Origin of the sequence: Lysobacter sp. Root494, from assembly GCF_001427225.1 — a bacterium.
Lineage (GTDB): Bacteria > Pseudomonadota > Gammaproteobacteria > Xanthomonadales > Xanthomonadaceae > Agrilutibacter.
This window is the reverse complement of record NZ_LMFH01000007.1, coordinates 21,302-42,514: the sequence shown is the minus strand read 5'-3', so window position 1 is coordinate 42,514 and position 21,213 is coordinate 21,302. Positions and strand designations below refer to the sequence as shown.

The window sequence follows — 21,213 nt, the reverse complement described above, 5'->3', positions numbered from 1 at the left end:
GGCGGCGGTCGGGAAAGTGGAAGCGGAAGGAGGGGCGAGGGCGACGCTCATGGACGCGCCCCCAGCGCCTGCGCAATGGCGAGGATATCGCCGAACACGCCGGCAGCCGTCACCTCGGGGCCCGCGCCGGGTCCTTGCACCACCAGCGGATTGCTCGCGTAACGGCGCGTACGGAACACCACGAGGTTGTCGGTCAGCTGGCTGTGCAGGCTGGCGTGGCCGGGTTCGGGCGAGACCAGGCCGACCGTTGCGCGGCCTTCGCGATCGAGGCGGGCGAGATAACGCAACGCACGGCCTTCGCGTTGTGCGGCTTCGAATCGCGCCTGCAGCGGTGCGTCGAGTTCGACCAGGCGGGCGAGGAATTCGTCGCGGCTGACTTCGCGCAACGCGGGCGGAACCAGGCTCTCGATGTCGACGTCTTCCAGCGACAGTTCGCGCCCGGCTTCGCGCGCGAGGATCACCAGCTTGCGCGCTACATCTGTCCCGGAGAGGTCATCGCGCGGATCGGGTTCGGTGTAACCCAGTGCACGCGCCTCGCCCACCAGCCGCGAGAACGGCACCGTGCCGTCGAAACGGTTGAACAGCCACGCCAGCGTGCCGGAGAACACGCCTTCGACTTCTGTGAGTTCGTCGCCGGTGTCGAGCTGGCTGCGCAGCGTCTGGATCACCGGCAGGCCCGCGCCGACCGTGGCTTCATAGCGGAAGTGGCCGCCGTGTTTCGTCGCTTCACGGATCGCGCGATAACGCTCGATCGGTCCGGAACCGGCCTGCTTGTTCGGCGTGACCACGTGGATGCCGGCAGCGAGCCATTCGGGATAGTGCGCGGCGACGGCGTCGCTGCCGCTGCAGTCGACGATCATCGCGTGCGGAAGGTGCTCGGCGCGGACGTGCGCGGCGAAGCGTGCGTAGTCGAGCGGTTCGCCGAGTTCGAGCGCTTCTACCGCTTCGGCCGGATCCAGCTTGCGCGGTGCGAGATGCATGCACCGGCTATTGGCGATCGCACGCAGGCGCAGGTCGAGGCCATTGCCGCCGATCTGCAGCGCACCGCCGTAACGCGAAGCGGATTGCGCAAGCTGCGCAAGCAACGCGCGGCCGACATTGCCCGGCCCGATGACGCCGACCGACAGGGTCTGCGGCGACAGCCAGAACGCCGAATGGGCGGCACGCAAACCGCGCGTGGCGTCGTCCGCGGCAATCGCCACCGAGATGTTGCGTTCGCTCGCGCCCTGCGCGATCGCACGGATGTTGACGCGTGCCTGTGCGAGTCCGGCGAAGAGCCGCGCGGAAACGCCGGGCGTGCCAACCATGCCGTCGCCGACCGCCGCCAGCACCGCGATACCAGGCGTGATGCGCACGCCTTCCACCTGGCCATCGGCGATCGCCTCGCGGAACGCCGCCTGTACGGCCATGCGCCCGCGTTCGGCCTGCTCGGCGCGCAGCACGCAGCAGATCGAGTGTTCGGATGAACCCTGCGAAATCATCGTGACCGACACGCTCGCCGTGTGCAGCGCCGCGAACATGCGTTCGGCGGTGCCTGGCACGCCGATCAGGCCCGCGCCGGTGAGTTCGAGCAGCGCCATGTCGGAGACGAGCGTCAGTCCCTTCACCGGCGAAGCCGCGGGATCGGAGTGCTCGGCGATCAGCGTGCCCGGTGCTTCCGGCCGCAGCGTGTTGCGGATGCGGATCGGCAAGCCGGCCTGCATCGCCGGTGCCATGGTCTGCGGATGCAGCACCTTCGCGCCGAAATAGGCGAGTTCGCAGGCTTCCGCGTACGACATCGAAGCCAGGCACACCGCATCGGGTACCAGCCGCGGATCGGCGCTGAGCACGCCGTCGACGTCGGTCCAGATCGTGAGTTCGCGCGCGTCGAACAGCACCGCGAAGATCGCCGCCGAGTAGTCGCTGCCGTTGCGTCCGAGCGTGGTGATCGCGCCGTTGCCATTGCGCGCGACGAAACCGGTGACGATCACGTTGTCCTGCGGGTGCGCGGTGCGCCACGCGGATAACCGCGCGCGGCTGCCGTTCCAGTCGACGCCGACACCGAGTTCGCCGGCATGCACTTCGAGTACGTCGCGCGCATCCAGCACGGCCCATTCGCCTGCATCCGCGCCCAGTGCCGCGTGCAGCAGGCGCGAAGACCAGACTTCGCCCAGGCCCTGGATCACGGCGAACCATTCGGGTTTGCGCGATGGCACCGCGAGGGCCGCATGCAGCGTGGCGAATTCGATTTCCAGCCATGCCGCGAGTCCGTGCGCGTTATCGCGATCGAGTTCGCGCGCAGTGGACAGGTGGCGTTCGCGCAGGCTGCGGAACGCGTCCTCCCACGCCTGTTTTTCCAGCACGGCATTGGCAAGAACGGTCAACGCATCGGTGACGCCCTGCATCGCCGAGACCACGACGACTCGCGATGCGGATTCGTCGCGGAGCAACGTGGCCACGCTGCGAAACCGCTCGGCGTTGGCAAGGCTGCTGCCGCCGAACTTGTGCGCATGGCAGACGGAGGCGGGCGCAGGGGCGGGCAGTTTCGCCTCGGGTGCTGCGCTGACGGCAATGGACATACAGGGCTCCTTGGTAAGCCCCGCAGCAGCCGGAAGGGGTTTCCCCGCATCCGGACCGGATGCGGGGTGGGTGTTGGATCTCAGTCCACGACGCCCAGCCGCATCCGCCACCTGGTACCGGTACCGGTGGTCGTAATGCGGGTGGTGGTAATCGCGCGCACGGCCGATGTCGCAGCGATGCTGCGAATCAGGTTGGCGTGGGCGGAAGCGTCGTGCATGGGTTCAGTGATAACGGGGCGCTTGCGGCAATGTCAAATGATGTTTGCGATGAAACCAGTCAGTCGCGCAACTCGGGTACCTGGCAGGGCAACTGCAGTTGCTCGATGACCGCGGCGGTGGCCGCCTGTGTGCCGACCGCTGGTTTCCCGAGAGCAAGATCGGCGGTGAGGAAGCCAGCTTCCAGCGCGCCGTGCACGGCACGTTCGACGCACGCCGCTTCGGCGTCCAATCCCAGCGAATGTCGCAGCAGCATCGCCGCGCTGAGGATCGCGGCGTAGGGATTGGCGACGCCCCTGCCGGCGATGTCGGGCGCGGAACCGTGGATCGGTTCGTACAGGCCGACGCTTCCTTCGCCCAGCGATGCCGAAGGCAGCAGGCCCAACGAGCCCGCGAGCATCGAGGCTTCGTCGGTGAGGATGTCGCCGAACATGTTCTCGGTGACGATCACGTCGTACTCGCGCGGCTTGGCGATCAGGTGCATCGCCATCGAATCGACGAGCTGGTGTTCCAGCGTCACGTCGGGGAATTCGTCGTGCACGACCTGTGTGGTCACCTCGCGCCACAAGCGCGAGGTTTCCAGCACGTTGGCCTTGTCGACCGAGGTCAGCCGGCCGCTGCGCTGCAGGGCGAGGCGGCAGGCGTGGCGAACGACGCGCTTGATTTCGGCGACGCTGTATTCGCACAGGTCGCTTGCACGGTCCGCAGTGCGCTGCTTCTGGCCGAAGTAGATGCCGCCGGTGAGTTCGCGCACCACGACCAGGTCCACACCCTGCAACAGGTGTGGCTTTATCGGCGATGCGCCGAGCGCGACGGCGTGCGGCTTCACCGGACGCAGGTTGGCGTATAGACCGAGCGCTTTGCGGATCGCGAGCAGGCCTTGTTCGGGGCGCACGCTCGCCTTCGGATCCGACCACTTTGGGCCGCCGACGGCGCCAAGCAACACCGCATCGGCGCGTTGCGCGGCGGCGACCGTGTCATCGGGAAGCGCGTTGCCGGCAGCGTCGATGGCGGCGCCACCGATCAGCTTTTCCTCGAAGCGGAAGCTGTGGCCATAACGGATCGCGACGGCGCGCAGGACGTCGACCGCAGCGGCGGTGACTTCCGGACCGATGCCGTCGCCGGGCATGACGACGATGTCAGCGTGCATGTTGGAGCTCCGGGGTTGCGTTGTTCTGTGCATTGGCTTGAGCGAAGCGCGACTGCTCGTACGCGGCGATCGCATCGGTCTGCTTCAGCAGGTAACCGAGCTGGTCCACGCCTTCGAGCAGGCAGGTCTGGGCAAACGAATCGAGCGGGAACTGGAAGCTGCGGCCGTCGGGCAGCGTGACGCTGCGCGTGGCGACGTCGATGGCGAGTTCGATGCCGGGCTGTTCGAGCAGTCCGTCGACGATCGCCTCGTCGAGCACGATCGGCAGCAAGCCGTTCTTCAGCGCGTTGCTGCGGAAGATGTCGGCGATCTCGCTGCTGATCACCGCGCGTACGCCGAGGTCGAGCAGCGCCCACGGCGCGTGTTCGCGCGAGGAGCCGCAACCGAAGTTGCGGCCGGCGACGATGATGTGCGCTCCGGCGTTTTCAGGCCGGTTGAACGGGAATTCCGGATTGGGCGAGCCGTCCGGCAGCGCACGCCAGTCGTGGAAGGCATATTTGCCGAGGCCCTTGCGCTCCGTGGTGGTCAGGAAGCGAGCGGGAATGATCTGGTCGGTGTCGATGTTGCGTTCGCGCAGAACGACGGTGCGCGAAACAAGAGTCCTGATGGATTCCATCACGCGGCCTCCGTCTGCACGGACTGTGCTTTAAGGAACTCGCGTGGATCGGTGATCTCGCCCGTTACTGCGCACACCGCGGCCGTCACCGGCGAAGCGAGTACCGTGCGCGCTCCCTTACCCTGGCGGCCCTCGAAGTTGCGGTTGCTGGTCGATACCGCGAGTTGTCCAGGTCCCACTAGGTCGCCGTTCATCGCAATGCACATCGAGCAGCCCGGCTCACGCCACTCGGCGCCGGCGGCCCGCACGATGCGATCGATGCCTTCCGCCTCCGCATCGCGTTTCACCTGTTCGGAGCCGGGCACCACCAGCATGCGCACGCGCGGATGCACGCGATGGTTGCGGAGAACCTCCGCCGCCGCACGCAGGTCGCTCAGGCGCGAGTTGGTGCAGCTGCCGATAAAGACCACGTCGACCGCGCGTCCGGCGACCGCGACACCGGCTTCCCAACCCATGTACTGGCGCGCCTTGGCTTCGTCGCTGTCGTCGTTGGCCGGCACGTGGCCGTCGAGTGCGGCGACCTGCCCGGGATGCGTGCCCCAGGTGATCGTCGGCTTGATGTCGCGCGCATCGATGCGTACTTCGCGATCGAAGACCGCGCCGTCGTCGCTGCGGAATTCGCTCCAGCGTGCGACCGCGGCGTCGAAGTCGGCACCTTGCGGCACGCGCGGTCGGCCACGCAGGTACTCGAAGGTGATTTCATCGGGTGCGATCAGGCCCGCGCGCGCGCCGGCTTCGATCGACATGTTGCAGACGGTCATTCGTTCGTCCATCGACAATGCGCGAATGGCCGAGCCGCGGTATTCGATGACATGGCCGGTGCCACCGTTGACGCCGATCACGCCGATCACGTGCAGGATCAGGTCCTTCGCGGTCACGCCAGGGCCGAGTTCGCCGTCGACGGTGATCGCCAGCGTCTTCGGCTTGCGCTGCAACAGGCACTGGGTCGCCATGACGTGGCCGACTTCGCTGGTGCCGATGCCGAACGCGAGCGCGCCGAACGCACCGTGCGTGGCGGTGTGGCTGTCGCCGCACACGATCGTCATGCCCGGCTGCGTCAGGCCCAGCTCGGGACCGATCACGTGGACGATGCCGCGGTGCGCGCTGTCGAAGTCGAACAGCTCGACGCCGAAGCGCGCGCAGTTCTCGCGCAGCGTCTGCACCTGCTTGCGCGCTTCGTCGTTCGCGTAGGGCAGCACGCCATCCACGCCGGCGGGCAGCGTCGGCGTGGAGTGGTCGAGGGTGGCCTTGGTGAGCTCGGGCCGGCGCAGCTTCAGGCCGCGCGCATCGAGTTCGGTGAAGGCCTGCGGCGAGGTGACTTCGTGGATCAGGTGCAGGTCGATGTAGAGAACACCGGGCGCGGTGTCGGTTTCCGGCGCGACCAGGTGGGCGTTCCACAGTTTGTCGAAGAGGGTTTTGGGGCTCATGTGTATTGCTTCGCCTTGTTCTTGTCTTTGCTCTTGTTCGTCATTCCTGCAAAAGCAGGAATCCAGTGCCTTTCGCGGTTGTCCTGATCTTGCCCGCCCGAAGAAGCGAGCAAAGGAAAAGTCGCTGGATTCCTGCTTTCGCAGGAATGACGAGCGAGGACAACCGCGAGCGGGAGATTCATGCGCTTACGGCCACTCGCGGCTGCACCTTCACACCACGCAGCACGCGATTCGCCACATCCAGCCACGCCACCGCGCTCGCCTCGAGAACGTCGCGACTGGTGCCCTGACCCGTCATCACCTCATCGTCGATGCGCGCGCTCAGGTTGGCTTCGCCGCGCGCATCCGCGCCGACGCCCATGCTGTGCACCTCGTAGCTTTCCAGCACGAAATCGACGCCGGTCGCCTGCGCGAGTGCAGCGAACAACGCGGCCACCGGCCCTTCGCCTTCCGCGCTGTGGATCACGTGGCGGCCATCGGGATCGGACAGATCGACGTGCGCGCGCGTGCGCTGGCCGTAGTCGGTGAGGCTCAGCGCGGACACGCGCCAGCCGGGGCCGAACTGCTCGCCTTCGACCAGCCGCTGCAGGTCGCGGTCGCTGATCACGTGCTGTGTCTGCGTCAGCGCCTTCGCTTCGGCGATCACCTGGTCGAGCTGTGCGTCGTCGAGCACGTAACCCAGATGACGCAGGCGATTGGCGACCGCGGCGCGGCCGCTGTGGCGACCCAGCACCAGCTGCGAATCCTCCCAGCCCACGTCCTGCGGCCGCATGATTTCGTAGGTGTCGCGGTTCTTGAGCATGCCGTGCTGGTGGATGCCCGACTCGTGCGCGAAAGCATTTGCGCCCACGATCGCCTTGTTGCGCTGCACCTGGTTGCCGGTGATGCGCGAAAGCAGGCGCGAGGTCGGCAGCAGACGGCGCGTGTCGATGCGCGTGTCGGCGTTGTAGTAGGCGCGGCGCACCTTCAGCGCCATCACCAGCTCTTCCAGCGCCGCGTTGCCAGCGCGTTCGCCGATGCCATTGATTGTGCATTCGACCTGGCGCGCACCGCCTTCGACCGCGGCCAGCGAGTTGGCGACGGCCAGGCCCAGGTCGTTGTGGCAATGCGCGCTGAACACGACGTTCTCCGCGTTCTTCACGTTGGCACGCAGGTACTCGAACAACGCGCGAATCTCCGCGGGCGTCGTGTAGCCGACGGTGTCGGGCACGTTGAGCGTGCGCGCGCCGGCTTCGACCGCTGCATTGAAGACCTCCACCAGGAATTCGCGCTCGGTTCGCAGTGCGTCCTCGGCCGAGAACTCGACGTCGTCGACGTGCTTGCGCGCCAGCGACACGCCCATGATCGTGTGCTCGATCACCTGCTCGCGGCTCATGTTGAGCTTGTGCTGGCGATGCAGGGGACTGGTGGAAATGAAGGTATGGATGCGCGGCCTGGCGGCGGGCTGCAGCGCGCTTGCGCACGCCTCGATGTCTGCGGGATGGCAGCGTGCCAATGCAGCAATGCTTGCCGCGCGAACCTCGCGCGCGATGGTCTGCACCGCGTTGAAGTCGGCGGGCGAGCTGTTGGGGAAGCCGGCTTCGATCACGTCGACGCCGAGGTCTTCCACCGCGTGCGCGAACAGGATCTTCTGCGTTGCGTTCATGGTGAAGCCGGGCGACTGCTCGCCGTCGCGCAGGGTGGTGTCGAAAATCCTGATTGGAGCGGGGCGGATGGCCGACGGCGCGCTGCGCGCTACATCGCTGGGATGGGCATTGGTCACGTGAGGAGTTCCTCGGAAAGCGCGGGTACGGCTGCGGGAAGGACGGCAGTGGTGCGAAGCGAGGCTGCGGCGATGGCGATCGCGGCAGCCGGTCTAAGTCGCGCCTGCACGCCGGCTTTCGCGGCCGCCTCGTCCAATACGGGAGTGAATTCCACGACAACGGCTTCCTGCACGCGACGCCGTGGCTTGCGTGGCGGCCTGGGCCGCACGTCGCACAGCAGCTTCGCCAGCACGCCGGCATCGACATTGCCACCGGACACCACCGCGCATTTGCGTTTCCCCGCAACGCGGCGCCCCGCGGCCAGTGCGAGCGCGCCAGCGCCTTCGGCGATCACGTGTTCTTCCAGTGCCAGGCGCACCAGCGTTTCGCGCAGTTCGGCTTCGCGCACGATCACCACGTCGTCAAGCAGTTCGCTCAGCACGCGTTGCGTCAGCGTTCCGGGTTCCTTTACGCGCACGCCATCGGCCAGCGTCGCGGCGGGTTCGCGGACGCTGAAGTCGCCGCGCAGTGCGCGGGCCATCGAATCGACGTTCTCCACCTGCGCGCCGACCACGCGCACGCCCTGCGATTTCAATGCAAGGACGACGCCGGAAGCGAGACCGCCGCCGCCGATCGGCACCAGCACCACGTCCGGCATCAGCGACGCCATTTCCAAGCCGACGGTGCCTTGGCCCGCGATCACGTCGGGATCGTCGAAGGCAGAGAGCAGGCGGTAGTTGTTCTGCGCGGCGAGTTCGGCGGCAAAGGCTTTCGCTTCGTCGTAGCTGTCGCCGTGCAGGCGCACCGTGGCGCCCCAGTGGGCCACGCCGGCGATCTTGGTTTCCGGCGCGCAGCGCGGCATCACCGTGATTGCCTGCATGCCCAGGCGATAGGCGGACCACGCCAGGCCCTGAGCGTGATTGCCTGCGGACGCGGCAATGGTCGGACGCAGATCGCCGCGTTCGCGCGCGGCCAGCAGTGCATTCATCGCGCCACGCACCTTGTACGAACCGGTGCGCTGCAGGTTCTCCAGTTTCAGCCAGCAGCCGAAGCGCTCGGCGTAGTGCAGTGGAGTCGGATTGAGGTAACGACGCAGCCGCGCCTGCGCCGCCAGGACATCGGCGGCGGTGACGGATACGGAGCCTGCTACGTCGCTGTCCATGCTCAGACCCGCGCCAGCCAATGGGCATGGCGGGCGCTTTCGCCGCGCACCACGCGCTGGTATTCGCGTGCGACTTCGCGTGAGACGAGATGATTGTCGAAGCGGCGGTCGTCGAGTTCGTCTACCGGCGTGACTTCCGCGGCGGTGCCGACGACGAACACCTCGTCAGCATCGAGCAGTTCGTCATGGCGAACAGGGCGCGCGGATGCGCCGGTGAGTGCGATCACGGTGTCGCGGGTGATGCCGGCCAGTGCGTCGCGGTGTTCGACCGCGGTGATGCGGCCGTCGCGGACCATGAACACGTTCGCGCCCGTGCACTCGACCACGCGCCCCTGGTCGTCGACGAACAGCGCCTCGTTGAAGCCGCGCTGCCTGGCTTCGTGCTTGGCCAGGATGGAATTGACGTAGGCGCCGCACAGCTTGAGCGGCGGCAGCGAGGTCGACGGATTGCGGCGCCACGATGAGGTGCCCAGCTTCACCTGCACGCCGGCCAGGTGCACGTTGGTCGCGAATGTCGCTACCATCAGGTGCTTGCTCAGCGGCGCGGTGTCGAGGCCGATCGAACCGGTGCCGCACCACGCCAGCGGACGCACGTAGGCATCGCGATGGCGGTTTCGGCGCAGGACCTGCAGCGTCGCTTCGGTCGCTTCGGCGGGGTCGAAGGGAATGCCGAGCAGTTCGCAACCCTTGCGCATGCGCTCCAGGTGTTCGGGCAGGCGGAACACCGCGCTGCCGCCGTCGGCCGTCGCGTACGCGCGGATGCCTTCGAACACGCCGCTGCCGTAATGCATCGCGTGCGTGGTCAGCGGCGCGCCGTTGCTGCCGGCATCGATGAAGCGGCCGTCGAACCAGACCTGCGGCGACTCCGTGCGCGGGCCTTCTTCGGCCTCGCGAACCTGCGGGGCCGCCGCTTCGTCCAGCACCGCGTCGTTCAGCGGCATGGCGACACCTCGACCGCGAGACAGTCGTACAGCTTCGACAACTGCTGCTGCAGTGATTCGGGCGCGCGTTCGCCTTCGACCGTCATGCGCAGGTGCCAGCGGTCGCCGTCGGGTTGCGCTTCGCCATCGACGCTGACGGGTGAGAAGCCGCGGCGTTCGGCGGTGCCCAGTACACGGGCCAGGGCGCCTTCGGCGTGGCGCAGGGTGAGATCAAGCTGGTAGCGCATGGGAGGCCTCCTGGGGGTGGGTGGGGGTTGCAGCGGCAGAGGTTTCGGCCTGTGGGTCGAGCATCTCGGCGTTGTTGCGGTTCGGCGGAACCAGCGGCCACACGTTCGCCGCGGTGTCGATGGCAACGTGCAGCAGCGCGGGACCTTTCGCATCGAGCAATGCCTGCAGCGCGCCTTCGACCTCGTCGGCGCGTTCGACGTGCAACGCTTCAATGCCGAATGCCTGCGCAACCGCGACGAAGTCGGGGTTATCGGAGAGATCGATCTCGGAATAGCGGCGCTCGAAGAACAGTTCCTGCCACTGCCGCACCATGCCGAGTGCCTGGTTGTCGAGCAGCACGATCTTCACCGGCAGGTTGTAGCGGCGCAGCGTGGCGAGCTCCTGCACGTTCATCAGGAACGAACCATCGCCGCTGACGCAGAACACCCGCGCGTCCGGGTTCTGCATTTGGGCGCCGATCGCCGCGGGCAAGCCGAAGCCCATCGCGCCGAGTGCGCCGGACGTCAGGTGCTTGCGCGGATCGTCGAGGCGCCAGTGCTGCGCGACCCACATCTGATGCTGGCCGACGTCGCAAGCCACCACGGCATCGGGCGCGAGTTCGGACAGGCGCTTGAGCAGCGCCGGCGCGTAAACGGTTTCGCCCGGCGCGTCGTAGCGCGCGGCGAACTCGCGCGCGCGTTCCTGGCATTGCGCTCGCCATGCGCGACGCGCCACGCCATTGCGCCCGTGCAGGTGCGCGGCGCAGGGCAGGGTGAGCTTGGTCAGCGTGGTGGCGATGTCGCCACGCACACCGGCATCGGCGTGGCGCAGCTTGCTGATTTCGCAGGCGTCGAGATCCATGTGCACGACGCGCGCGTTCGGTGCGAACTCGGCGAGCTTGCCCGTGGCTCGATCGTCGAAGCGGGCACCGACCACGATCAGCAAGTCGCTTTCCTGCACGGCAAGATTCGCCGCGCGCGAGCCGTGCATGCCGAGCATGCCGAGGTTGAGCGGATGCTGCGCCGCCAGTGCGCCCAGGCCCTTCAGCGTCAGCACCGTCGGGATCTGCGTCGCATCGACGAAGGTGCGGAACGCCTGCATCGCATTCCCCAGCGCGATGCCGCCGCCGCCGTAGACCACCGGCTTGTGCGCCTGCGAGATCAGCGCGAGCGCGGCATGCAGCGAAGCATCCATGGGAGCTTCGACTGCATCGATCGGGGACGGGACATGCGCCGGCAGCTTCGACGCATCGGCGATCTGCACGTCCTTCGGGAAATCGATCAGGACCGGGCCGGGGCGGCCTTCGCGCGCCAACCGGAACGCCTCGCCGACGATGCGTGGGAGATCCTCGACGCGGCGCGCGATGAAGCTGTGCTTCACCATCGGCAGCGTCATGCCGAACACGTCCAGTTCCTGGAACGCGTCGGTGCCCATCAGCGTGGTCGCGACCTGGCCGGTGATGACCACCATCGGCACTGAGTCGAGCATCGCATCGGCGATGCCGGTGACGAGGTTCGACGCGCCGGGACCGGACGTCGCCACGCATACACCGACGCGCCCGCTGGCCCGTGCATAACCGTTCGCGGCGAACGCCGCGCCCTGCTCATGGCGTACCAGAACGTGCTTGAGTTCCGTTACGCCATGCAGAGCGTCGTAGAACGGCATGATCGCGCCGCCCGGATAACCGAACAGCGTGTCGACGCCTTCCGCGACAAGAGCCTGCACCAGCCAGCGAGCGCCGTTCATCACGCGGCCTCGGTCTGCGCTTGCGCTTCGGCAGTGACGGCCGGCTTCGCCGGTGCGGCCTGCGACGCCGCGAGCCACTTCATGTTCGCGCGCAGCTTCTTGCCGACCGCTTCGATCGGATGGTCGAGGTCGGCCTGCTTCAGCGCCCTGTAGTTGGCGTTGCCCGCGGCGTACTCGGCGATCCACTGGCGCGCGAAGGTGCCGTCCTGGATCTCGGTGAGCACTTTCTTCATCTGCGCGCGGGTGTTTTCGTCGACGACGTAGTTGCCGCGGGTGAGCGCGCCGTACTGCGCGGTCTCGCTGATGAACTCGTGCATGCGGGTGATGCCGCCTTCGTAGAACAGGTCGACGATCAGCTTCAGTTCGTGCAGGCACTCGTAGTAGGCGACTTCCGGCTGGTAGCCGGCTTCGACCAGCGTTTCCCAGCCGGCCTGAACCAGCTTCGTAGCGCCGCCGCACAGCACGGCCTGTTCGCCGAAGAGATCGGTTTCGGTCTCTTCCTTGAAGGTGGTCTTGATCGCGTTCTGGCGCGCGCCGCCGATACCGGCGCAGTAGGTCAGCGCGAGCGCTTCCGCGTTACCGCTGCGATCCTGGTGCACCGCGTAGACCGATGGCACGCCGCGGCCGATTTCGTATTCGCGACGAACCAGCGCGCCCGGCCCCTTCGGTGCGACCAGCACGACATCGAGGTCTTCGCGCGGGGTGATCTGGCCGTAATGCACGTTGAAGCCGTGCGCGAACAGCAGGCATGCGCCCTTGGCGATGTTCGGCTCGATGACTTCGCCGTACAGCTGCGGCTGCACCATGTCCGGCGTGAGCACGGCGACGAGTTGCGCGTCCTTCACTGCCTCGGCGGGCGTCTTCACGGTGAACCCGTCGGCTTTCGCCTTCAACTCGGTCGGACCGCCCGGGCGCAGGCCGACGGTCACGTCGAAGCCGGAGTCGCGCAGGTTGAGTGCATGCGCGCGGCCCTGGCTGCCGTAACCGACGATCGCGACGCGGGGTTTTTGTGCGGTGGTCATGGTGATGTCCTGGTGGTGGTTCAGTGAGAGGTTGAAGTCAGACGAGGATCAGTTCGATGTCCGTGTCGGCATCGGTGGGTGCGGATGCGGCGGCGAAGTCGGTGTCGGCGGGCGTTGCGGTGCGCCTTGCGTCCAGCGGGCCAGGCGCGGTCACGGCACCGCGCGAAGCGGAACCGACATCGCGCGCGTACTTCGCGAGCACGCCGGTGGTGACACGCGGCGCGATGCGCACGGCGGGACGGGTCGCGAGATTGGCGTCGACATCGATGCGCCGTTGCGCGACATCGATGCGCACTATGTCGCCTTCGCGTAGCTTCGCGATGGGGCCGCCGCGCGCGGCTTCCGGCGCGATGTGGCCGATCATGAAACCGTGCGTCGCACCGCTGAAGCGGCCGTCGGTGATCAGCGCGACATCGTTGCCGAGGCCTTGGCCAACGAGCGCGGCGGTGACCGCGAGCATCTCGCGCATGCCGGGACCGCCGGCAGGGCCCTCGAAGCGGATCACGACCACGTCGCCCGCGTCGATCCTTCGCGCCTGCACCGCGGCGAACGCGGCTTCTTCCGAATCGAACACGCGCGCCGGGCCTTCGAAGTGTTCGCGACCATGGCCGGCGAGCTTGAGAATGCAGCCCTCGGGCGCGAGGCTGCCGTAGAGGATCGAGTAGCCGCCGCGCGGCTTGATCGGCGAAGCGACCGGGCGCACGACGTCCTGCGAAGCCGGCGCGGGAACGTCGTCGAGCTCCTCGAAAAAGCTGCGGCCCGTAACCGTCGGAATATCCTCGATCAGACCGGCCGCCCGTAGTTCGCGCGCCACCAATGCCGTACCGCCTTGCTGGAACATTTCCGCGGCGGTGTAGCGTCCGCCGGGTTTCAGGTCGGCGATGACCGGCGTTTGCGCCGCGGCTTCGAACTCTTCCAAGTCGAAGGCGACCCCTGCTTCATGCGCGATCGCCAGCAGGTGCAATGCCGCGTTGGTGGAACCGGCGGTGGCCGAAACCGCGCGCGCCGCGTTGCGCAACGCGACGGGGGAGAGAATGTCGCGCGGTTTCGGGCCGCCAAAGCGCAAGCGTTGCATCACCATCTCGCCGCAGGCGCGCGCGGCGGCGGGCTTGTCGGCATGGATGGCGGGAATGTCGTTGAGCTGCAGTGGCGACAGGCCGAGGAAGGTCAGCGCCATCGCCATCGTGTTGGCGGTGAACTGACCGCCGCAGGCTCCCGCGCCGGGACAGGCATGCGATTCGATCTGGTGCAGTTCGGCGTCGTCGATCTTTCCGGCGGCGTGCGCGCCCACGGCTTCGAAGACGTCCTGCACGGTAAGCGCGCGATCTTCATCTGCAGCTTTCGCGTTCGCCGCGGCGCGCTTCGGGCAATGGCCCGGCATGATCGTGCCGCCGTAGAGGATCACGGTCGGGATGTTCAGTCGCGCCGCCGCCATTGCCGCGGCGGGAATGGTCTTGTCGCAACCGACCAGCATCACCACCGCGTCGAGGCAGTGGCCGTTGACCGCCAGCTCGATCGAATCGGCAATGGTTTCGCGCGAAGCCAGCGACGAGCGCATGCCTTCCGAACCCATCGCGATGCCGTCGGTGACCGCGATCGTGTTGAACTCGATCGGCGTGCCGCCGCCCGCGATCACGCCTTCGCGCACGTTCTGCGCTAGGTCGCGCAGCGTGATATTGCACGGCGAAACGTCGGACCACGTGTGCACGACGGCGACCAGCGGCTTGGCGATCGCCGCGTCGTCGAGTCCCGTCGCGCGCAGCATGGCGCGGGCGGGAGCGCGGGCGGGACCTTGCTTGATGGCGTTGCTTCTCACGTTCTGAACATTCCTGTGGATCGGATAGTCAGGCCGTAGAAACGAAAAACCCCGCGCCTTCTCAGGCGCGGGGTCGGTGTTTCTAGACCTGGGTTTGGTGGTGCTACTTACGCAAACCCGTACCCCGCGCTGGTTGAGCCGGTAATAAGTACAAGTACGGTAATAAGCGCGAGGGTCGCGAGCGTAATGAGTCCGGCGCGCAGCTCGAGCGCCTGGCCCTGCGGCCTGGCTGTTGCGGTCTGCGAGTGGTTGTTGCGCTGCGTCATGGCTGCAGAAGACCACGCGGTTCCGGCCGGTGTCAACCACCTGCGTGGTGCATATCCCGAAACTTCATAAGCCTTTTCGCATCAGATAGTTACGTGCGAAATCAGTTCGGTGAAGTTGCGCGTGAAACTGTCGGGGTCGCGCCTTCGCCTGATTTCGCAGAGCGCCGCTTCCTCCGCTGCCTTTGGTGCACCCGTGAAGCAGGAGTATCGGAGCAAGCTCGGCTCTACAAGGAAGCATGCGAGGAAAGTGGTGCCTTCGCTGGCCCGCGACCGCCATGCATGGTGAAATGCACGCCGAAGCGGGGGTACCGCACTGGCGGTTGAGACACACCCTTCGAACCTGATGCGGTTGAGACCGCCGTAGGGAAGCTTCGCCGGATGCGCATTGCGTATCCGTCGCCGCCGCTTCGTCTCGCCACGCCGCGCGCGATGATCTGCCGGCTGCCGTGGAATCCAACGCGCCGCCGCGCGGGAGGAGACTCGCAGCCGAGGGGGTCTCACCGCACCCACGCAACGAACCGGACGAATCAGATGAACGCGGTGCCTTCCCAGCTCCTCCAGCAGGCCGAACAGCTGTCGGCCGACGTCACCCGCCCGATCCCGGGCTCGCGCAAGATCCATGTCGAAGGCTCGCGGCCCGACCTGCGTGTGCCAATGCGCGAAGTCGCGCTGACGAAGACGCCGACGATGTTCGGCGGCGAGGACAACGCGCCGTTCGCGATCTACGACTGTTCCGGTCCTTACACCGATCCCGATGCGCACATCGATCTTGCCCGCGGCCTTGCGCCGCTGCGTGCGCAGTGGATTGCCGAGCGTGGCGACACCGAACTGCTGCAAGGCCTGTCTTCCGAATTTGGCCGTTCGCGCGAACACGATCCGAAGCTCGACGCGGTCCGCTTCTCGCCGCGCCCGATGCCGCGCCGCGCACTGGCCGGCGCCAACGTGTCGCAGATGCACTACGCGAAGAAGGGCATCGTCACCCCGGAAATGGAATACATCGCGATCCGCGAAAACCAGCGCATCGAGGCGATCCGCGAAGCGCACCTGTTGCGCCAGCATCCGGGCGAAACCTTCGGCGCCAACATCCAGAAGCTGATCACCCCCGAATTCGTCCGCGATGAAGTCGCGCGCGGCCGCGCGATCATCCCCAACAACATCAACCATCCCGAAAGCGAGCCGATGATCATCGGCCGCAACTTCCTCACCAAGGTCAACGCGAACATCGGCAACAGCGCGGTGTCTTCGGGAATTGCCGAAGAAGTGGAGAAGCTGGTGTGGGCGATCCGCTGGGGCGCCGACACGGTGATGGACCTGTCCACCGGCAAGCACATCCATGAAACGCGCGAGTGGATCATCCGCAACTCGCCGGTGCCGATCGGGACGGTGCCGATCTACCAGGCGCTGGAGAAGGTCGACGGCCGCGCCGAAGAACTCACGTGGGAGATCTTCCGCGACACGCTGATCGAACAGGCCGAGCAAGGGGTGGACTACTTCACCATCCACGCCGGCGTGCTGTTGCGTTATGTGCCGCTGACGGCGAAGCGCGTGACCGGCATCGTCTCGCGCGGCGGGTCGATCCTCGCGAAGTGGTGCCTTGCGCACCACAAGGAGAATTTCCTCTACACGCACTTCGAGGACATCTGCGAGATCATGAAGGCGTACGACGTCGCGTTCTCGCTTGGCGACGGTTTGCGTCCGGGTTCGATCGCCGACGCCAACGACGCCGCGCAGTTCGGTGAACTCGAAACGCTCGGCGAGCTGACGCAGATCGCGTGGAAGCACGACGTCCAGACCATGATCGAAGGCCCCGGCCACGTGCCGATGCAGCTGATCAAGGAAAACATGGACAAGCAGCTGCGCGAGTGCGGCGAGGCGCCGTTCTACACGCTCGGTCCGCTGACCACCGATATTGCGCCCGGCTACGACCACATCACCTCGGCGATCGGCGCGGCGATGATCGGGTGGTTCGGTACCGCGATGCTCTGCTATGTCACGCCGAAGGAGCATCTCGGTCTGCCGAACAAGCACGATGTGCGCGAAGGCCTGATGGCGTACAAGATTGCCGCGCACGCGGCGGACCTGGCGAAAGGCCATCCCGGTGCGCAGGCACGCGACAACGCACTGTCGAAGGCGCGCTTCGAGTTCCGCTGGGAAGACCAGTTCAACCTCGGCCTCGATCCCGAGCGGGCCCGCGAATACCACGACGAGACGCTGCCGAAGGACGCGCACAAGGTCGCGCATTTCTGCTCGATGTGCGGCCCGCACTTCTGCTCGATGAAGATCACCCAGGACGTGCGCGATTACGCCGCCGAGCACGGCGTCGATGAAGCGGCCGCGCTGGAAGAGGGCATGGCGGAGAAGTCGAAGGAGTTCCTGGAGCAGGGCGCGCAGGTGTACCGCAAGGCGTGAGGCTTCGCGCTGCGACCACGCATGAATCGCCCTCTCCCCGCTTGCGGGGAGAGGATGCCCGAAGGGCAGGTGAGGGGAGCGAGCGCAGCGAGCGCGCTTTTGCTCTTCCGTCCGTAACAACAAAGGCAACTGCAGCTCGCTGCGCTCGCCCCTCATCCGCCCTTCAGGCACCTTCTCCCCGCAAGCGGGGAGAAGGGAAAACTGTGTCGTGCACAGACGCGCCAGTGCGTGTTGGAAAGCATGAACTGCGCGATCGCGGCACAGGTGTTCGGCGCCAACCCGCAAAAAAATGCGCCGGAGGACCGAGTTCCGGCGCAAACAGGGGGATGCCTGAGAGATGACGGCCGGAAGACCGGCGTCGGGTCGATACCCATGCCCTGCGCGAGGCAGCTGCCTGAACACATGCAAAGGCCGGGTAACCGGTGAACCTTAGAATGGGCGCGCGGTCGATACCTTTCCGCTGACGGCAACCCCGTTTGCCGGATCGGTCGGTTCCATTGACCGCACTGGCACCCACGCGCGCGCCTGCGCATCATCTTCAGGATTCATGTCGATTCCTTCGATTCCATCTTCGTCGCTGCCGTCCGCGCGGTTGCGCGTGGGCGACTGCACGGTGGACATGCCGTTGCGGGAGATCCACGCGCCCGGGGCGCGCCGTCCGCGGCGCGTGACGCCGAAGGCGATCGGCGTGCTCGCCGCGCTGATCGAGCAGGGTGGTCGCGTGGTCAGCCGCGATGCCCTGCTCGCGCAGGTCTGGGCCGGCACGATGCCCAGCGACGACGTGGTCACGCAGGCGATCACGCAACTGCGCAAGGCCTTCGACGACGAGCGCGGCAATCCGCGCTATATCGAGACGATCGCGAAATACGGGTATCGCCTGCTGGCACCCGTGGAATGGCTGGACGAAGGCGGCTTCGCGCAGGAGCTTCATGCGCAGTCGCCACGACAGTCCGCTGGAAACCAGGCGGCAGCGCCGGCCAGCGCAAAGCCGCCGCGCTATCCACAGTCGCCGGTGGACGTCCGCGGCGACTGGCGGATGATCGCGATCGCCCTGGGCGTGGCCGCGCTCGCTTTCGTGCTGGTGTTGCTGTGGTCGTTGCGCGGCGACAGGACGCCGCAGGCTGCTTCGCACTCTGCCCAGGCCGGCGAAACCAATGCGCCCAGCGCGAATTACCGCCTGATCACCTCGGTGCCCGGGATCGAAAGCAGTCCGAGCCTCTCGCCCGACGCCGCACTCGTGGCTTACGTGGCGACACCGGCCGGACAGCGGCGCACCGCGATCCTGGTCCAGACCACGGATCCCAGCCCGCCGCGGCAACTGAGCCATCCCGAGGGCGAAGCCTGGGACAGTGCCCCGGCATGGTCGCCGAACGGGCGCGAGATCGCCTTCCTGCGCGTGGTGCCGGGCGGAGACGGAGACTGCAAGGTCATGGTGCTGCCTTCCAACGGCGGCACCGAGCGGGTGGTCGGCGACTGCGACCCGCGTAATCCCCCCAGCTTCGACTGGACTTACGACGGGCGGGGGCTGGTGTTCGGCAGCCGTGGCACGCCGGTGGGCGGCGCCGGCCTGCGGCTGCTGGACTTCGCCAGCGGCGAATGGCGCCTCCTCGATTACGGCGCCACCGCAGACGATGTGGACTTCACACCGCGCTATTCGCCGGATGGACGCTGGATCGTGTTCGTGCGCAATTCGCCGGTAGGTGATCTGTTCCGCATCCCGAGCACCGGCGGCCGCGCGCAGCGGCTGACCCGCCTGCACGCGGATATCCGCGGCTGGGACTGGATGCCGGACGGCCGCAGCATCGTCCTCGCCCGCTGGAGCGGCAGCGAAAGCCGCCTGCTGCAACTGGATCTCGACAGCGGACTGGTGCGCGACATGGGCCTTCAGGACGCCATGGAGCCGACCATCGCCGCCCGCACGCCCGCGCTGGCGTTCACCGAGGCGCGCAATTACTTCGGCATCCATCGCGTGGCGCTGGGCGGGCGCCACGAAGTCGAACGCATGTTCGCCTCATCGGGACGCGACCGCCTGCCGGTGATCGCGCCGGATAACCGGCAACTGGTGTTCACCTCGGATCGCTCGGGCGAGTTCGGCCTGTGGTGGACCGACCTGCGCCGTCCCGATTCGCTCCGGCTGGTCAATGGCCTGCGGCCGGAATCCTGGCATCCGCCGGACTGGTCGCGCGACAGCCGGCGGCTGCTGGTGGTAGGCGAGGGTGACGGTGGTTTCGGGCTCTACGAAGTCACGCCGTCGAGCGGGCAGGTGGTCCGCCTTCCCAGCCCCGAGGAAAACGTGGTCCAGGCCCTGTACGTCCCTGCCGACGACCGGCGCGTGCTGATGGTTGCGGGTGTCGATGACGGGCCGTTGCGGCTCGCCCTGTATGACCGTCGCGCGCAGCCGTGGCGCCTGGTGTCGGCGATATCCGACGTCGCGGTGGCACGCGTGGACGAAGCCGGGCAGCGGGTGCTGTTCGCCCGGCCGGGCCGGCCCGGTTTGTGGCAGGCCGACCTGGATCTCACCGCCGGCAGCGTGCGCCAGGTCGATGCCGAAGTGCCCGAGGTTGCCCGCTACCGCGCCTGGTCGGTCGGCTCGGACGGGCGCATCTATTACTTCGAGCGGACGACCGATTGCGCATCCGCCCTGCGCCGCCTGGGCGATGAAAAGCCGTTGCTGTGCGTGGACCGCAACCGCCGCAGCGGGCCCAGCGGCTTCAGTCTGTCGCCACGCAACGACGCGATCTACGTCACGCTTTCGCTGTGGGATGGCGGGGACATCGGCTTCATGCCGTTGACGATCCAGCCCGAAGTCGTCGGGTCGCAATGACCTAAGTGCTTGCCGTATCTGGGAAAACACCCTTCGTAACTTCTTCGGAACAGGCTTCGGCCAGATTTCGCACAACTTTCCGCCCGCTTTCCTGATGACCGGCCCGCGATCGGGCAAATCCACCTGCCAGTCCTGGCATAGCGAGGTGGATCGTGGAATCGACACAGTGGGCAGATCGCGGGCAGATCCTTCAGCCGGAGATGGCCGAACCCGGCCAGGCCGGGTGCATCGGCGTCGCGCGGCTTGGCAGCGTGCACCTGGAGAACGGCGGCTTCTCGATCTGGCTGCAGATCCGCGGCAGTTCGTGGGTCGAGGCCAAGGAAGGGCGGTTCCAGCTGCAGCGCGGCGAATGGATCGCGCTGGAGAAGGACTCGCGCCCCCTCGTGCAGAGCGATCGCCACGGGCTGTGCATCGGCCTCAGCCTGGGCAGCGACATGCTGCGGGCACTGGGTCGCCTGTCGGATGGGGCCCTCTACGCCGGCCGCGGCCAACTGACCCGCCACGACGTGCTGGTCGCGTTCCGGCTGTGGCGTGATGCCGCGGCGCGCATGCCCGCGGCCGACATCGGCCAGCTCCGGCCGCTCCTGCTTCATCTCATCGGCGTGCAGCAGGACCTGGCCGCGCGCGTACCGCGCTGCCCGGGCCGGTCGCGCACCCGCAAGCGCCAGGTGTTCGGCCGCCTGCAACGCGCGCGCCTCTACCTGGAAGGCAACAGCGACCGCATCGTCCGCATCAGCGAACTCGCCGAGCTGACCAGCTTTTCGAGCTGGTACTTCTCCAAGACCTTCCTGTCGCTCTATGACGAGAGTCCGCAGGCCGCTGCCGCGCGCCTGCGCATCGAGCGCGCCGCGGAGCTGCTGGAAAGCACGTCGATGATGATCGGTGAAGTCGCCGCTGCCTGCGGTTTCGACAACTGCTGCAGCTTTGCGCGGGCATTCCGCGCCCGCTTCGGCGTGTCCGCCTCGAGCTATCGCAAGGGCGTGCGCGCTGCCGGCGGATTCGCTTCGCCGCCAGATGCGGCAAACACACCCATCGCGGGCCGCAAAGCTTCCTTGCTCACCGGGACGTAAGTTTCCGAGGCGTTTTAACGCACCAATAACGATCGCAACAT

Annotated in this window: 15 protein-coding genes and 1 riboswitch; of the genes, 3 read left to right on the top strand and 12 right to left on the bottom strand. The window is 67.1% G+C overall.

What is annotated here, in order from left to right; translation table 11 throughout:
* Nucleotides 1-47: 47 nt before the first annotated feature.
* The 12 genes from thrA to ASD14_RS11365 form a co-directional block, all read right to left on the bottom strand.
* Complete coding sequence (gene thrA / locus ASD14_RS11415) at nt 48-2,558, bottom strand: bifunctional aspartate kinase/homoserine dehydrogenase I (RefSeq protein ID WP_082538936.1); 2,511 nt, start codon at nt 2,556-2,558, stop codon at nt 48-50.
* An 80-nt stretch (nt 2,559-2,638) separates the two neighbouring features.
* A complete protein-coding gene (locus ASD14_RS16115) occupies nt 2,639-2,776 on the bottom strand; it encodes a hypothetical protein (RefSeq protein WP_157475315.1) in 138 nt (45 codons plus the stop codon).
* Nucleotides 2,777-2,835: 59 nt separating this feature from the next.
* Entirely contained in the window at nt 2,836-3,924 is a 1,089-nt protein-coding gene (gene leuB / locus ASD14_RS11410) for a 3-isopropylmalate dehydrogenase (RefSeq protein ID WP_056133651.1), read from the bottom strand.
* Nucleotides 3,914-4,540 carry a 3-isopropylmalate dehydratase small subunit gene (leuD, locus tag ASD14_RS11405; RefSeq protein ID WP_056133649.1) on the bottom strand — a complete coding sequence of 209 codons (627 nt, stop codon included), beginning with the start codon at nt 4,538-4,540 and terminating at the stop codon, nt 3,914-3,916. Before leuD ends, leuB begins: the two co-directional genes overlap by 11 nt.
* The gene (leuC, locus tag ASD14_RS11400; RefSeq protein WP_157475313.1) at nt 4,540-5,973 is read right to left on the bottom strand and encodes a 3-isopropylmalate dehydratase large subunit; all 1,434 of its coding nucleotides are present in this window, start codon (nt 5,971-5,973) and stop codon (nt 4,540-4,542) included. The genes leuD and leuC overlap by 1 nt, the downstream gene beginning before the upstream one ends.
* A gap of 172 nt (nt 5,974-6,145) precedes the next feature.
* Nucleotides 6,146-7,681, bottom strand: a complete 1,536-nt coding sequence (locus ASD14_RS11395; RefSeq protein ID WP_056134420.1) for a 2-isopropylmalate synthase — start codon at nt 7,679-7,681, stop codon at nt 6,146-6,148.
* A 44-nt stretch (nt 7,682-7,725) separates the two neighbouring features.
* The gene (locus ASD14_RS11390) at nt 7,726-8,871 is read right to left on the bottom strand and encodes a threonine dehydratase (RefSeq protein ID WP_082538935.1); all 1,146 of its coding nucleotides are present in this window, start codon (nt 8,869-8,871) and stop codon (nt 7,726-7,728) included.
* Nucleotides 8,872-8,873: 2 nt separating this feature from the next.
* Nucleotides 8,874-9,812 carry an aminotransferase class IV gene (locus ASD14_RS11385; RefSeq protein ID WP_056133642.1) on the bottom strand — a complete coding sequence of 313 codons (939 nt, stop codon included), beginning with the start codon at nt 9,810-9,812 and terminating at the stop codon, nt 8,874-8,876.
* The gene (locus ASD14_RS11380; protein WP_056133638.1) at nt 9,803-10,039 is read right to left on the bottom strand and encodes an ACT domain-containing protein; all 237 of its coding nucleotides are present in this window, start codon (nt 10,037-10,039) and stop codon (nt 9,803-9,805) included. Before ASD14_RS11380 ends, ASD14_RS11385 begins: the two co-directional genes overlap by 10 nt.
* Nucleotides 10,023-11,765, bottom strand: a complete 1,743-nt coding sequence (gene ilvG, locus ASD14_RS11375; protein ID WP_056133636.1) for an acetolactate synthase 2 catalytic subunit — start codon at nt 11,763-11,765, stop codon at nt 10,023-10,025. Before ilvG ends, ASD14_RS11380 begins: the two co-directional genes overlap by 17 nt.
* On the bottom strand, nt 11,765-12,793 hold the full coding sequence (ilvC, locus tag ASD14_RS11370; RefSeq protein WP_082538934.1) for a ketol-acid reductoisomerase: 1,029 nt from the start codon (nt 12,791-12,793) through the stop codon (nt 11,765-11,767). The genes ilvG and ilvC overlap by 1 nt, the downstream gene beginning before the upstream one ends.
* Nucleotides 12,794-12,824: 31 nt before the next feature.
* On the bottom strand, nt 12,825-14,603 hold the full coding sequence (locus tag ASD14_RS11365; RefSeq protein WP_056133630.1) for a dihydroxy-acid dehydratase: 1,779 nt from the start codon (nt 14,601-14,603) through the stop codon (nt 12,825-12,827).
* A gap of 557 nt (nt 14,604-15,160) precedes the next feature.
* Nucleotides 15,161-15,254, top strand: a riboswitch (TPP riboswitch).
* A gap of 146 nt (nt 15,255-15,400) precedes the next feature.
* On the opposite strand from ASD14_RS11365, the gene thiC reads away from it, so the two are divergent.
* The 3 genes from thiC (at nt 15,401) to ASD14_RS11350 (ending at nt 21,172) form a co-directional block, all read left to right on the top strand.
* Nucleotides 15,401-17,278: a phosphomethylpyrimidine synthase ThiC gene (thiC, locus tag ASD14_RS11360; protein WP_056133627.1), complete on the top strand. Its 1,878-nt coding sequence runs from the start codon at nt 15,401-15,403 to the stop codon at nt 17,276-17,278.
* Nucleotides 17,279-17,825: 547 nt separating this feature from the next.
* Nucleotides 17,826-20,102 carry a winged helix-turn-helix domain-containing protein gene (locus ASD14_RS11355; protein ID WP_056133625.1) on the top strand — a complete coding sequence of 759 codons (2,277 nt, stop codon included), beginning with the start codon at nt 17,826-17,828 and terminating at the stop codon, nt 20,100-20,102.
* Nucleotides 20,103-20,302: 200 nt separating this feature from the next.
* Nucleotides 20,303-21,172: an AraC family transcriptional regulator gene (locus ASD14_RS11350; RefSeq protein ID WP_056133622.1), complete on the top strand. Its 870-nt coding sequence runs from the start codon at nt 20,303-20,305 to the stop codon at nt 21,170-21,172.
* Nucleotides 21,173-21,213: the final 41 nt, after the last annotated feature.

Coding starts and splice junctions, on each gene's coding strand:
- thrA (WP_082538936.1), bottom strand. CDS start 2,558: ATGTCCATTGCCGTCAGCGCAGCACCCGAGGCGAAACTGCCCGCCCCT.
- ASD14_RS11350 (WP_056133622.1), top strand. CDS start 20,303: ATGGCCGAACCCGGCCAGGCCGGGTGCATCGGCGTCGCGCGGCTTGGC.
- ASD14_RS11385 (WP_056133642.1), bottom strand. CDS start 9,812: ATGCCGCTGAACGACGCGGTGCTGGACGAAGCGGCGGCCCCGCAGGTT.
- ilvG (WP_056133636.1), bottom strand. CDS start 11,765: ATGAACGGCGCTCGCTGGCTGGTGCAGGCTCTTGTCGCGGAAGGCGTC.
- leuD (WP_056133649.1), bottom strand. CDS start 4,540: ATGGAATCCATCAGGACTCTTGTTTCGCGCACCGTCGTTCTGCGCGAA.
- ASD14_RS11380 (WP_056133638.1), bottom strand. CDS start 10,039: ATGCGCTACCAGCTTGATCTCACCCTGCGCCACGCCGAAGGCGCCCTG.
- leuB (WP_056133651.1), bottom strand. CDS start 3,924: ATGCACGCTGACATCGTCGTCATGCCCGGCGACGGCATCGGTCCGGAA.
- ASD14_RS16115 (WP_157475315.1), bottom strand. CDS start 2,776: ATGCACGACGCTTCCGCCCACGCCAACCTGATTCGCAGCATCGCTGCG.
- thiC (WP_056133627.1), top strand. CDS start 15,401: ATGAACGCGGTGCCTTCCCAGCTCCTCCAGCAGGCCGAACAGCTGTCG.
- ASD14_RS11390 (WP_082538935.1), bottom strand. CDS start 8,871: ATGGACAGCGACGTAGCAGGCTCCGTATCCGTCACCGCCGCCGATGTC.
- ASD14_RS11355 (WP_056133625.1), top strand. CDS start 17,826: ATGTCGATTCCTTCGATTCCATCTTCGTCGCTGCCGTCCGCGCGGTTG.